Source organism: Francisella sp. SYW-9 (assembly GCF_008711465.1).
Lineage (GTDB): Bacteria > Pseudomonadota > Gammaproteobacteria > Francisellales > Francisellaceae > Francisella.
On sequence record NZ_VXKQ01000049.1, the window covers coordinates 1 to 11,186 of the forward strand.

Genomic DNA, 11,186 nt, shown 5'->3' on the forward strand with positions numbered 1-11,186 from the left:
ACTTAACCTACTTTTTCTCATCAAAACCATCCTAACATAACTTAGTTATCTAGGACAGCCCCTAAAAAAATATTTCCTAAAGATGACTCTGTTTTCAAATCTTTATATTTGGCTATAGATTATTTGACTAAAAAATGGTCTATGCCTGTGAGATACTGGAGTGAGGTTATGCCTTTTTTCGCTATTGAGTTTGAAGATAGAATTCAGAGGTTTGTGTAAGTGAATTTACACACTTATTTGGAAAGGCTCACATATCTTTATTTAAATTTCTCTTATATTCTTCCCTGAGAATAGACATTATATGAAATGATTCATATTGATTTTTTAGAGCATTAAATTCACAATCTCTTAAAGTTCCCTCAATAACAAATCCAATAGATTTATAAATATGGACAGCTCTAAAATTATAATCTTTAACATCTAACCATACTCTATGAGCCTGAGTATTATTAAAGATCCATTTTAATATAAGCTTTAAAGTTTGCTTTCCATAGCCTTTACCTTTACTAGATTTATCAATAGCAATGCGTTTGATATGAATTGAATTATGCTCATTAAATAAATCAGTAATTATCACATATCCAACATTTTTAGATAAACTATCTTGGATTATGAAATATACTATATCTTTATTTTCTAAAGCTAAGATATGAGTCTCATTGTCCCATTTACCAATATATAAATTATTATCAGCATCATTTTCTAAACTAACTATAAAGTCCACATCATTTTGATTAGCCTTTCTTAGATTAATATTTTTACTATCTGATAATATTTTCATAACTTCTTTAATCTAGCTTCAATAAATTAGCAACAGGCTTATAGCTTTTTCTATGGATATCTAAAACACCATACTGCTTTATATTTTCTAGGTGCGCTTTTGTTGGATAGCCTTTATGCTTAGCAAAACCATACTCTGGATAGATTTTATCATGTTCTAAACATATCTTATCCCTATGTACTTTTGCTAATATTGAAGCAGCTGATATTTCTAAAATTTTGGAATCACCTTTGACTATTGCTTCTGAGTTATAATTCCATTGTGGTAGCTTATTACCGTCAACCAAGACTTTATCAAACTGCCCTACTAAATTATCAGCAACTTGCTTCATCGCTTTTAATGTAGCTTGCAAGATATTTAAATCATCTATCTCTTGAGGTGAAATCTCGACTATTGAATAAGCTTTTGCTTTTAAAATAATCTCTTTATATAGTAATTCTCGCTTCTTATCACTAAGTTTTTTAGAATCGTTAAGACCTTCAATAATACTATTACTATCTAACATAACTCCCGCAGCAACTACAGGACCAGATAAAGGACCTCTTCCAGCTTCATCTATACCTAATATAACCATTTAAATTTGTTTACCCTTTGTTATCTAGAGAGCTTAAGAAACCCCTTAAAATATTTACTTCTTGGCTTTCTAGTTCACTTCTTTGGAATAACCTTTTTAACTTATCCATAACATGTCCTGGCTTATCTTTATCTAAAAAACCAGACTCTATCATACTATTCTCAAGATGCTGATAAAGACCTTGTAGCTCTTTTATAGAAGCTTTTTTATGTAGGTGATTATACTCAGGAACATCTTTAACATCTGTAACTTCAATTATCTGCTTATGTATTTCATAAGCAACTAGCTGAACTGCTTGAGCTAAATTTAAGGATGTATAACCTTCATTTGAAGGAATATATGCATGAACATTACTCATCAAAAGCTCTTCATTCAAAAGACCTGTTCTTTCACGACCAAAAAGTATTGCAACTTTTTCATCAGATTTCTGAATTTTATTTAGAATATTTGTAGCTACCTTTGATATAGGCTCTATTGGTAATGAAACTCTTCGCACCCTTGCACTTGTTCCAACTACATAATCGATTCCCTCTAACGCATCATCTAGTGAGCTAACTATCTTTGCACTTTTCACCACTCCTGTAGCATGACAAGACAACGCGATAGCTTCATCATCTATACCTTTTTTAGGATTCACAAGCCAAAGGTTCGTTAGTCCCATGTTTAGCATCGCTCTTGCTGTAGAGCCAACATTACCACTATGCGATGGCTCCACAAGCACTATTCTTATATTTTTTAATAATTTATCCATTATATGTACTAGTAATTAACTTATATAAATCATCAACCGTTTTTACTTGGTCAAAGTATCTTTGTGTTTTATCTGCTTTAATAAACAAAGCTAGTTGTTTTAATAATTCTATATGAATTTCAGAAATATTATCGGGGAAAAATACTCCTATTGCCATTTTTATATCCTCATCAACAGAATCATCATGATATTTATTTTTGAGTGTTACTATAATTATTTTTGTAGTGTCCAAGTTTTTAACCCTGCAGTGAGGAATATATATATTTTTACCGATGTAAGTATTACCTATCCTTTCTCTACTATAAATACTGCTCAGCACAGAATCCTCATCAACTTCAGGATATGATACGGCTAGTCTATTAGCAATAAATTCTATCAAACGTTTTTTAGATTCGATATTAAGATTCAAGATAATATTTTTTTTATCTATAAGAGCTTTTAAATTCATAAATTGATTAAATTATGTTTTGAGTAAGAAGAATTATTCACTATGAGCTGGCGCAGTACTATGATTACATCTCATTTTATTTTTATGTTTTTTAAGTTGACGGGCTAATTTATCTTCTAACATATCAATAGCTGCATAAAGATCCTTATCTTCAGCTTTTGCCACAAACTCACTACCAGGTACAATTACTATAGCTTCAGCAACCTGCTGCTCTTTTTCAACAGCTAAGATAACTTTCGTAGATGTTATATGATCAAAGTAATGCTCTACTTTTCCTATTTTTTCACCCACATAACTTTTAATTGGATCAGTAACTTCTACGTGCCTACCAGTAATTTGAATATTCATAAATAAACCTCCAGTTTTTGAACACCGGACTCTTCAAATTTATAATATAAACTCTTAGAGCCCTATTTATAATAACCACTAAAGTGATATACTTACATTATACAAGCTAAATATTATAAAGAAAAGAAATGAACAACAATGTGAAACAAATTTTAACATCACTAGGGCTAATCTTAGTCGCGGTAGTGTCGTTTATAATTTTTGCTCCAATATTTGTATTTTTAATAATTTTCCTAATGATATCCTCATTTATTCTACGTAGAAGAATAATGAAACAAAATGCAGATTTCTTTAATAAAAATGGCCGCAAGAAAGGTAGAGTCATTGATCAAGAAGAAGATTCTCACGAAAATTCCAACTCTAACCAAAAATTAAAATAAACAATGTACACAAAAGATACTATTGTTGCGATAGCAACTCCTCAAGGCAATGGTGGTATTGGAATCATCAGAATATCAGGTCCAAATGCTTTAGAAATATCACAAAAGCTTACTTCAAAACAACTTAAACCTCGATATGCAACATTTTGTACTATCTATAACAATCAAGAAGTTATAGATAATGGTATTGCAATATATTTCAGCGCGCCCTTTTCATATACTGGTGAAGATGTCGTTGAGATTCAAGCACATGGCAACCCTTTTATACTTAATCTAATTATAAAAGCTGCCTTAAACTGTGGTGCACGTATGGCTAAAGCTGGTGAATTCACTGAAAGAGCGTTCTTAAATAATAAACTTGACTTAGCTCAAGCTGAGGCTGTAGCAGATATTATAAATGCATCATCAGAAGTTGCTGCTAAATCTGCAGCTAAATCATTGCAAGGTGATTTTTCTAAAGAGATCAATAATCTTCTAGAAAAACTAATTTACTTAAGAATGTATGTGGAAGCCTCTATTGATTTTCCAGAAGAGGAAATAAACTTTTTAGAAGATACAAAAATACACAATTCTCTAGAACTAATATATAAAACTATATTAGATGTGAAAAATAGCTGTAAACAAGGTGTCATATTATCCGAAGGTATTACTTTAATATTAGTTGGCAAACCTAATGCTGGGAAATCTAGTCTTTTAAATGCGCTTGCTGGTAAAGAATCAGCGATTGTAACATCAATTGCCGGTACAACTAGAGATATAGTTAAAGAACATATCCAAATCAATGGCGTACCAATGCATATAATTGATACTGCAGGCTTACGTAGTAGTGATGATATTATAGAAAGTGAAGGTATTAAAAGAGCTATTTCTAAGATCCAAGAAGCAGACCAAGTTCTTTTTGTAACTGATGACTATACCAATAGTAATGTTAAATTTAGCGATATTAAAGAGATCATTCCTGAGTTTTATGATCAAATACCTAAAGATATCGATATTACATATGTTCATAACAAAATAGATCTACTTAAAAATACCCCTCAAAATCAGGATAACCACATATATATATCTGCAGGAAATAATATTGGCATCGGCAAACTAAAAGATCATATACTTAAAAAAGTAGGCTACACGAATCAAAATGAAAGTATATATACTGCTCGTGAAAGACATGTTACTGCAATAAACAAAGCCTTTGAGCATATAACTCTAGCAAAAGAACAATTAAATCTTGGAAATGGTGAGCTACTTGCCGAAGAACTTTTAATAGTTCAAGAGTATTTAAATACTATTACTGGAGAATTTAGTTCAGATGACTTATTAGGGGAAATCTTCTCAAGTTTCTGTATTGGAAAATAATTTGCTACTTTACCTACTAACGCGCAGAACTAATTCTATCTTCCATACTTCTCATCTTATCATATTGACTATAAGATGGTTTTTGATTAGATATAAATGTTACGTTTTCAATATTTTCACGTTGTAATGCTGTAGCACATGAAAATAGAACAATTAAGACCGTAGAAATTAAAAAAATTTTTTTCATATAAATATTTATCCAGACATAGAATGTTTTATTTAGCTCATAGCCTATCATCAACTACAAACTATATAAAATTTCTTATTCTTATATGTTATATAAGCTTTTCTTATATAAATTTTATTAAGTATAATTTCTATACAAATATATTTTAAAAATAAATATTTTTTAGACATTTTGTTAAAATATATTAGTTTAAGAATTCATCTAAGAAAATATGTTATCCTTAATTGGTAATACTCCCATAATTAAGCTTAAAAAGCTGGATACTAAGCATAATATCTTTGCAAAATATATATTAGAAAACCTTATAAAAACTAAGCAAATAAAACCTAATCAAGTAATCGTTGAAGCAAGCTCTGACAATATGGGCACATCATTAGTAGCTATAATAGCTAAATTTTATAATCAATAAAACAAATGGTATTTTAATAAAAAATTTCTAGATGTTAAAATTATTATGCCTAATCCCAAAGGGACTGTGTATTATGATATCTTTTACAATGGAAAACCTAATCCTAAAAATATATACAGTTATAAAGTTGAAGGACCAGGTACCCTGTATTTTGTAAATCAACGGACTTAAAATATATTGACGAAATTATACGGCTTACAGACCATGAAGCAATAAATGTATGCCATCAACTAGCAAGTGTACAAGGTATCTATGCTGGACATAGTAGTGGAGCAAATTATTTTGTTGCTAAAAAACTGTTAAATTTGATCCAAAATGACAAATCATATAATATTCTTATAATGATTTTAGATAGTGGTATGAAATATACTTTTTATTAAAAAAAAAACCTCTAAAATATATATAAAATAATTTAGTTAACTTATGTTATTATTAAACATAAAAATTTACCGTAGGAGAAGAAACTATGCCAGGTATATTAATAAGCCTTATATTGTTGCTAATATCAGTAGTAACTGCTTGGTTTAACCGCCGTGGAGGACAAGTATTTTTTGTCATATTTTTAATTGTTGCTAGTGGAGTGTTTATTCACCACGCAAGCCAACATGTAGCAATGTACGTATAAATAGGGAGTTTATCATGACAAGATCCGGTGCTGAAGATAACATGAAGATTTTAAGTGCTATAGAAGTTATAGTTATAACCGTAATTATTATTATAGACTTCTATTTCCAATTTAGTATGTACAATATGCCAAAACCTATCTCTCTTATTTTATTACAGAGAATGGGACTACTTGCTATGGGATTTGGTTTTTTACTAAATACACATTTCCATATTCGTCCAAGTCATTACGCATATTCACTGTTAGCTACTGTATTTACATTACTTGTTTCTTTAAAGATAATAAGTATTCATATGCTTGATCCAATAGGCATTGGTCCAAAACTTTTTGGTGTACATATGTATAGTTGGGTATTTGTAATATCTATCATATATCTAGTATATATTGCTATAGTTATGTCATTTTCTGGTCAGTATGATCTTCACAATAGAACAGCTAAAGAAGTGTCTGAATCTAGTAATAAATTAATTCGAACTATTACTCACATAATATTTGTAATATTTGTTATATTAACGATTATTAGTATAGGCTCAGCTTTTTATGCATGTGGAAATGGTGCTTGCGCAGTACAACAAGCAGTACAACATTCAGCTCCAATATTACAATAATTTTCTATAACTAATTATTCTAAATCTTTTCTCAAAACTTCACATCTCCTATAAGTTTTATATCAAAGAAGTCAAAACCAGATATATTAAATAAAACTATTAACTGTTATTATTAAGGTGTATAAAACACTTTATGAGGAGAGAAAGGTTATGCCAGGAATACTTATAAGTTTTATTTTACTTCTAACTTCAGCAATAACTGCTTGGTTTAATCGTCGCTATGCAGTAATAATTTTCAGTATATTTCTTATTATAGCAAGCTTAGTATTCTTACATCATGCAACTAGTCAGTTATCAATATATTTATAAGAGGATGTTATTATGAATAAAATAATATCAAAAGATTTAATAAAAGCTATAAGCGCTATTGAAGCAATAGGTATAGCTATAATCATAATAGCTGCCTTCTTCTTTCAATTTTTTATGGATGAGTTACCTTGTCCATTATGTCTTCTACAGCGTTTAGGATTATTAGCAATAGGCTTTGGGTTTTTACTTAATATACGCTTTCATGTAAGACCAAGTCATTATGCTTTATCACTTTTATCTGCTGTATTTACATCGTTTGTATCACTTAGACAAATTGCCTTACATGTTACAGACCCTGTTGGTTTTGGCTCTAAAGTCCTAGGTATGCATATGTATAGTTGGGTATTTGTAATATCTATGGTAGCTATTATCTATATAGCTATAATTATGTCTTATCCAAAACAATATGAGATCCGCCAAGAACCTCAAGAAATCTCTGAAGCCAAAAATAAAAAAGTTCGCTTATTTACAAATATAATTTTTCTAATTTTTATACTAGTTGTTTTCGCAAATGTCGTATCAATATTTTTTGAGTGTGGATTATATCAATGTCCAGATAATCCAAAAGATTATATTCTTTTAGCAAATAGCGAATAAGAAATTATACTTTTTCTAATCATAATGCTTTGAAGACAGATTCTATACTTACTTTTGCATCTCCAAAAAGCATACTAGTATTATCTTTGTAAAATAAAGGATTCTCTACCCCTGCATAGCCTGATGACATACCTCTTTTAAACACTATTACATGCTTTGCATTCCATACTTCTAACACAGGCATCCCACTAATTGGTGTTCCTGGCTCTTTTGAAGCAGGATTAACAGTATCATTAGCTCCAATTACTAGTACGACATCAGTATTAGAAAAATCTTCATTTATTTCATCCATTTCCAAGACAATATCATAAGGAACTTTAGTCTCTGCAAGTAACACATTCATATGTCCAGGTAGTCTACCGGCCACAGGATGAATTCCAAAACGAACATTAACTCCCTGCTTACGCAAACACTCTGCCACCTCAAAAATAGGATACTGTGCTTGAGCTACAGCCATTCCATAACCAAGAGTAATAATGACTTCATTTGCCTGTCGCAACATATCTGCTACAGTATCGGCTGTTACTTCATGATACTCTCCCTCTTCTGATGATATGGATTTAGTAACAGTACCAAACCCTCCTGCAATAACAGAAAAAAACGATCTATTCATTGCCCTACACATAATATAACTAAGAATAGCACCTGAAGATCCAACTAAAGCGCCTGTACTAATTAATAAATCATTCTGTAGCATAAAACCTGTTGCTGCTATAGCCCATCCTGAATACGAATTTAACATTGAAATAACAACGGGCATATCAGCGCCTCCAATAGAAACAACTAAATGCCAACCAAAGAATAAGGCTATTACTGTCATTAATATCAATATTAATATACTTTGGTTTATAGCTATGAAATAGACTAATAAAACTACTATTACAATTAGTGCTATTAAATTTAACTTATACTTATGTCTATGAGGTAATGTTAAAACTCTAGATTTTAATAGGCCATTTAGTTTACCAAATGCTACAAGTGAGCCTATAAAAGTAACTGTCCCAATAAAGATCCCTAAATATATTTCAACTAGATGGATACCCAAATCTAGATCAAATATAACAGCTTTGTCAAATCCCACACTTATTATATAACTATTATATCCAATAAAAACGGCAGCTACTCCAACAAAACTATGTAAAACAGCAACTAACTCTGGCATCTGAGTCATTTCGACTTTCTTAGCAAAATATATGCCTAATATACCTCCCAACAATATTGCAATAAGAACAATAATAACCCCACTAATTGAGCTACTTAATATAGTTGCAGCTAATGCAATTATCATACCTAAAATACCAATAAAACTACCTCTTTTAGCAGACTCTTGATGAGATAACCCAGCTATACTTAAAATAAAACAAATAGCAGCAATGATATACGCCACAGTAACTAATCCATGTAACATCCTTGCTCTCCTATTTCTTAAACATTCTAAGCATACGTTTGGTAACAAAAAAACCGCCAAAAATATTAATATTAATGATTAATACCGCTATAAAAGCTAATAGTTTCACTATTAAAATATTACTATCTAATTGTAATATTGCTCCTACGATAACAATTCCTGAAATAGCATTAGTTACACTCATTAAAGGTGTATGCAAAGAGTGTATAACATTCCAAACTACATAATATCCAATAACACAAGATAATATAAATACATTAAAATGCCCCAAAAACTCTTTCGGAGCAAAGCTAATACTAATATAGAAAAAATACCTACTATTTTTTTTATTTTCATTACTTTTTTCTAAATTTTCTATATTTTTAGATTCTTTTTTTACATCCTTAGTAGTCGTCGCACTAACCTTAATTGGTGGCGCAGGCCAAGTAATTTCACCGTCTTTAAGAATAGTTACTCCTCTTACAACTAAATCATCAAAATTAATATTAATTTGACCATTTCTTTCAGGAGTTAGCAGCTTTAATAAATTAATCACATTTGTCGCATATAACCTCGATGATTGAGAAGGTAGTCTTGAAGGCAAATCTGTATAACCAATTATGGTCAGATGATTATTAGTAACTGTAATTTCATTAGGTTTACATAATTCACAATTACCACATGTTTGTGCAGCTAAATCAACAACTACACTTCCTGGTTTCATTAAACCTACAGTTTTTTCAGTGATTAATTTTGGTGCTGGTTTACCAGGAATTAACGCTGTAGTTATAATAATGTCAACATCTTTTGCTTGTTCTTCAAATAATTTCATCTCTGCATCAATATATGCTTGACTCATGGTTTTAGCATATCCATCCCCAGAATCTGATATTAATTTCAAGAAATTCTGCGCCTAAACTATGAATTTGCTCTTTTACTTCTGTTCGAGTATCAAATGCCCTTACAATAGCTCCTAAATTACCTGCTGTACCAATTGCTGAAAGTCCTGCAACTCCAGCACCAATAACAAGAATTTTTGCAGGTGGGACACGACCAGCTGCAGTTATTTGTCCTCATAGAAAACGGCCGAAATGATTAGCAGCCTCAACTACAGCCTTATAACCTGCTATATTAGCCATTGAGCTCAATGCATCCAAAGATTGAGATCTTGAAAGCCTTGGAACACAATCCATTGCTAATACATTTATATTAGCCGCACTCATTTTTTTTAATAATTGCATATTTTGAGCAGGCCAAACAAAACAAATCAATGTAGATCCTTGCTTTAATAAATCAGACTCATGTTTAGCTAATTTTTCATTATATTCAGGTGGGTTAACTTTCAAAACTATATCTGAAGTAAATACTTCTTCTATATTAGTAACTATTTTAGCACCTGCCTCTTCATAACTCTGATCAGTAAAATAAGACTAAGACTTAACTCCTGCTTGAGTTTCAACTATAACTTCAAACCCTAACTTTATTATATTGCTAATACTATCTGGAGTAGCCGTAACTCTATTTTCATTAGCATGAATTTCTAAAGGAATTCCTACCTTTATATTTCCTTAAAAATAAATTAATAGTTTTAATATAAATTATAGCTTTACATATAAAACATTCACTACTTCTACAGCTATATTATTAACGAATAGCAAAAAAACTTATTAAAATGACAAAAACTAATGTAATTATGTATTTTAGTTACACTACCTAAAATGTAGATATATTAAATTTCGGAATAGTTTTTCAATACTTAACATAGGAGTAGCTAATCTTTATTTTGATCTATATTTTTGAATATTCTCACTAATTAAATCTATAGCCTTCTCACATTCTTGAAGTGTCAGTCCTTCCATTCGGCAAGTATTATTAGACATTCTTGTATTTACTCTCATTGCGGTACTAATATCATTAATATACACAGATCCTAACCTAAACATCTTCTCAATAATATTTGACCTAAGATTTACATCATTTATATTCCGGTATGGAATATCTCTACGATTAAGATATAAAAAACCATATTTAAGAATACAGCGTTGATTTGTTATAGTGTAACTATAACCGTTGATAATTCTTCGAATAAAAAACCAAGCAACTATAAAGTAAATAATTAGCAATACAAAAATAACTAATACAGTATTTGTTAACATATCATAGTTTATAGTTGTCTTATTAAGCTTTGAAAAAAACATTACAGCAATAGCTATAATTAAAAAAGAACTATGCCAAAGCTTTATAATAAAGAAATAAATAATACTTGATCTATCTGGCTTCAATTCTAATAGAATATTTTCATTTTCTTGTAGGTTCATAACTTATAAAGAAATAGTTTATTCTACTTTAATAATACTTCTAAAAACAGATATATCAATTATTATGATTAATTAAGATTCCAGAAACGAAAAAGCCCCATATTTCTA

Annotated in this window: 17 protein-coding genes and 1 pseudogene; 7 read left to right on the plus strand and 11 right to left on the minus strand. The window is 30.1% G+C overall.

Annotated elements, in window-relative coordinates; all coding sequences use genetic code 11:
* Nucleotides 1-247 precede the first annotated feature (247 nt).
* From F3D62_RS12225 to hpf, 5 genes are read right to left on the minus strand one after another with little or no spacing between them, the layout of a single operon-like run.
* Complete coding sequence (locus tag F3D62_RS12225) at nucleotides 248-781, minus strand: GNAT family N-acetyltransferase (protein WP_150468525.1); 534 nt, start codon at nucleotides 779-781, stop codon at nucleotides 248-250.
* Between the two features lie 7 nt (nucleotides 782-788).
* Nucleotides 789-1,355 carry a ribonuclease HII gene (rnhB, locus tag F3D62_RS12230; protein ID WP_150468526.1) on the minus strand — a complete coding sequence of 189 codons (567 nt, stop codon included), beginning with the start codon at nucleotides 1,353-1,355 and terminating at the stop codon, nucleotides 789-791.
* Nucleotides 1,356-1,365: 10 nt separating this feature from the next.
* Nucleotides 1,366-2,106, minus strand: a complete 741-nt coding sequence (locus F3D62_RS12235; protein WP_150468527.1) for an RNA methyltransferase — start codon at nucleotides 2,104-2,106, stop codon at nucleotides 1,366-1,368.
* Nucleotides 2,099-2,554, minus strand: coding sequence for a PTS sugar transporter subunit IIA (locus F3D62_RS12240; RefSeq protein WP_150468528.1), 456 nt, complete (start codon nucleotides 2,552-2,554; stop codon nucleotides 2,099-2,101). The genes F3D62_RS12235 and F3D62_RS12240 overlap by 8 nt, the downstream gene beginning before the upstream one ends.
* A 33-nt stretch (nucleotides 2,555-2,587) precedes the next feature.
* Nucleotides 2,588-2,902, minus strand: a complete 315-nt coding sequence (hpf, locus tag F3D62_RS12245) for a ribosome hibernation-promoting factor, HPF/YfiA family (RefSeq protein WP_150468529.1) — start codon at nucleotides 2,900-2,902, stop codon at nucleotides 2,588-2,590.
* A gap of 128 nt (nucleotides 2,903-3,030) precedes the next feature.
* Here hpf and F3D62_RS12825 point away from each other — a divergent pair, with 128 nt between their 5' ends.
* Both F3D62_RS12825 and mnmE read left to right on the plus strand, forming a co-directional pair.
* Nucleotides 3,031-3,282 carry a hypothetical protein gene (locus F3D62_RS12825; protein WP_191092621.1) on the plus strand — a complete coding sequence of 84 codons (252 nt, stop codon included), beginning with the start codon at nucleotides 3,031-3,033 and terminating at the stop codon, nucleotides 3,280-3,282.
* 3 nt (nucleotides 3,283-3,285) lie between these two features.
* A complete protein-coding gene (mnmE, locus tag F3D62_RS12255; protein ID WP_150468531.1) occupies nucleotides 3,286-4,638 on the plus strand; it encodes a tRNA uridine-5-carboxymethylaminomethyl(34) synthesis GTPase MnmE in 1,353 nt (450 codons plus the stop codon).
* A 16-nt stretch (nucleotides 4,639-4,654) separates the two neighbouring features.
* On the opposite strand, the gene F3D62_RS12830 is transcribed toward mnmE, so the two are convergent.
* Nucleotides 4,655-4,825 (minus strand): hypothetical protein, encoded by a 171-nt coding sequence (locus F3D62_RS12830; protein ID WP_191092622.1) that lies wholly within the window; start codon nucleotides 4,823-4,825, stop codon nucleotides 4,655-4,657.
* Between the two features lie 211 nt (nucleotides 4,826-5,036).
* Here F3D62_RS12830 and F3D62_RS13295 point away from each other — a divergent pair, with 211 nt between their 5' ends.
* The 5 genes from F3D62_RS13295 (at nucleotide 5,037) to F3D62_RS12270 (ending at nucleotide 7,373) form a co-directional block, all read left to right on the plus strand.
* Nucleotides 5,037-5,234, plus strand: coding sequence for a hypothetical protein (locus tag F3D62_RS13295; RefSeq protein ID WP_224732699.1), 198 nt, complete (start codon nucleotides 5,037-5,039; stop codon nucleotides 5,232-5,234).
* Between the two features lie 466 nt (nucleotides 5,235-5,700).
* A complete protein-coding gene (locus F3D62_RS12835) occupies nucleotides 5,701-5,859 on the plus strand; it encodes a hypothetical protein (protein WP_191092623.1) in 159 nt (52 codons plus the stop codon).
* Nucleotides 5,860-5,873: 14 nt separating this feature from the next.
* On the plus strand, nucleotides 5,874-6,467 hold the full coding sequence (locus tag F3D62_RS12265; protein WP_150468532.1) for a disulfide bond formation protein B: 594 nt from the start codon (nucleotides 5,874-5,876) through the stop codon (nucleotides 6,465-6,467).
* Nucleotides 6,468-6,617: 150 nt separating this feature from the next.
* Nucleotides 6,618-6,776 carry a DUF5993 family protein gene (locus F3D62_RS12840; protein ID WP_191092624.1) on the plus strand — a complete coding sequence of 53 codons (159 nt, stop codon included), beginning with the start codon at nucleotides 6,618-6,620 and terminating at the stop codon, nucleotides 6,774-6,776.
* A gap of 12 nt (nucleotides 6,777-6,788) precedes the next feature.
* Nucleotides 6,789-7,373: a disulfide bond formation protein B gene (locus F3D62_RS12270; RefSeq protein WP_150468533.1), complete on the plus strand. Its 585-nt coding sequence runs from the start codon at nucleotides 6,789-6,791 to the stop codon at nucleotides 7,371-7,373.
* 19 nt (nucleotides 7,374-7,392) lie between these two features.
* On the opposite strand, the gene pntB is transcribed toward F3D62_RS12270, so the two are convergent.
* The 5 genes and pseudogenes from pntB to F3D62_RS12285 all read right to left on the minus strand — a co-directional run bounded on the left by pntB (nucleotide 7,393) and on the right by F3D62_RS12285 (nucleotide 11,078).
* Nucleotides 7,393-8,781, minus strand: a complete 1,389-nt coding sequence (pntB, locus tag F3D62_RS12275) for a Re/Si-specific NAD(P)(+) transhydrogenase subunit beta (protein ID WP_150468534.1) — start codon at nucleotides 8,779-8,781, stop codon at nucleotides 7,393-7,395.
* A 10-nt stretch (nucleotides 8,782-8,791) separates the two neighbouring features.
* Nucleotides 8,792-9,619, minus strand: a complete 828-nt coding sequence (locus tag F3D62_RS12280) for a Re/Si-specific NAD(P)(+) transhydrogenase subunit alpha (RefSeq protein ID WP_411961324.1) — start codon at nucleotides 9,617-9,619, stop codon at nucleotides 8,792-8,794.
* Between the two features lie 4 nt (nucleotides 9,620-9,623).
* Nucleotides 9,624-9,827, minus strand: a complete 204-nt coding sequence (locus F3D62_RS13300; RefSeq protein ID WP_411961325.1) for a hypothetical protein — start codon at nucleotides 9,825-9,827, stop codon at nucleotides 9,624-9,626.
* Nucleotides 9,828-9,833: 6 nt separating this feature from the next.
* Nucleotides 9,834-10,322 (minus strand): annotated as a pseudogene (locus tag F3D62_RS13015) (hypothetical protein).
* Nucleotides 10,323-10,538: 216 nt separating this feature from the next.
* Entirely contained in the window at nucleotides 10,539-11,078 is a 540-nt protein-coding gene (locus tag F3D62_RS12285; RefSeq protein WP_150468535.1) for a PH domain-containing protein, read from the minus strand.
* Nucleotides 11,079-11,186: the final 108 nt, after the last annotated feature.

Coding starts and splice junctions, on each gene's coding strand:
- pntB (WP_150468534.1), bottom strand. CDS start 8,781: ATGTTACATGGATTAGTTACTGTGGCGTATATCATTGCTGCTATTTGT.
- F3D62_RS12225 (WP_150468525.1), bottom strand. CDS start 781: ATGAAAATATTATCAGATAGTAAAAATATTAATCTAAGAAAGGCTAAT.
- F3D62_RS12235 (WP_150468527.1), bottom strand. CDS start 2,106: ATGGATAAATTATTAAAAAATATAAGAATAGTGCTTGTGGAGCCATCG.
- F3D62_RS12825 (WP_191092621.1), top strand. CDS start 3,031: ATGAACAACAATGTGAAACAAATTTTAACATCACTAGGGCTAATCTTA.
- F3D62_RS12285 (WP_150468535.1), bottom strand. CDS start 11,078: ATGAACCTACAAGAAAATGAAAATATTCTATTAGAATTGAAGCCAGAT.
- F3D62_RS12265 (WP_150468532.1), top strand. CDS start 5,874: ATGACAAGATCCGGTGCTGAAGATAACATGAAGATTTTAAGTGCTATA.
- F3D62_RS12840 (WP_191092624.1), top strand. CDS start 6,618: ATGCCAGGAATACTTATAAGTTTTATTTTACTTCTAACTTCAGCAATA.
- F3D62_RS12270 (WP_150468533.1), top strand. CDS start 6,789: ATGAATAAAATAATATCAAAAGATTTAATAAAAGCTATAAGCGCTATT.
- rnhB (WP_150468526.1), bottom strand. CDS start 1,355: ATGGTTATATTAGGTATAGATGAAGCTGGAAGAGGTCCTTTATCTGGT.
- F3D62_RS12835 (WP_191092623.1), top strand. CDS start 5,701: ATGCCAGGTATATTAATAAGCCTTATATTGTTGCTAATATCAGTAGTA.
- F3D62_RS12830 (WP_191092622.1), bottom strand. CDS start 4,825: ATGAAAAAAATTTTTTTAATTTCTACGGTCTTAATTGTTCTATTTTCA.
- F3D62_RS12280 (WP_411961324.1), bottom strand. CDS start 9,619: ATGAGTCAAGCATATATTGATGCAGAGATGAAATTATTTGAAGAACAA.
- hpf (WP_150468529.1), bottom strand. CDS start 2,902: ATGAATATTCAAATTACTGGTAGGCACGTAGAAGTTACTGATCCAATT.
- mnmE (WP_150468531.1), top strand. CDS start 3,286: ATGTACACAAAAGATACTATTGTTGCGATAGCAACTCCTCAAGGCAAT.
- F3D62_RS13295 (WP_224732699.1), top strand. CDS start 5,037: ATGTTATCCTTAATTGGTAATACTCCCATAATTAAGCTTAAAAAGCTG.
- F3D62_RS12240 (WP_150468528.1), bottom strand. CDS start 2,554: ATGAATTTAAAAGCTCTTATAGATAAAAAAAATATTATCTTGAATCTT.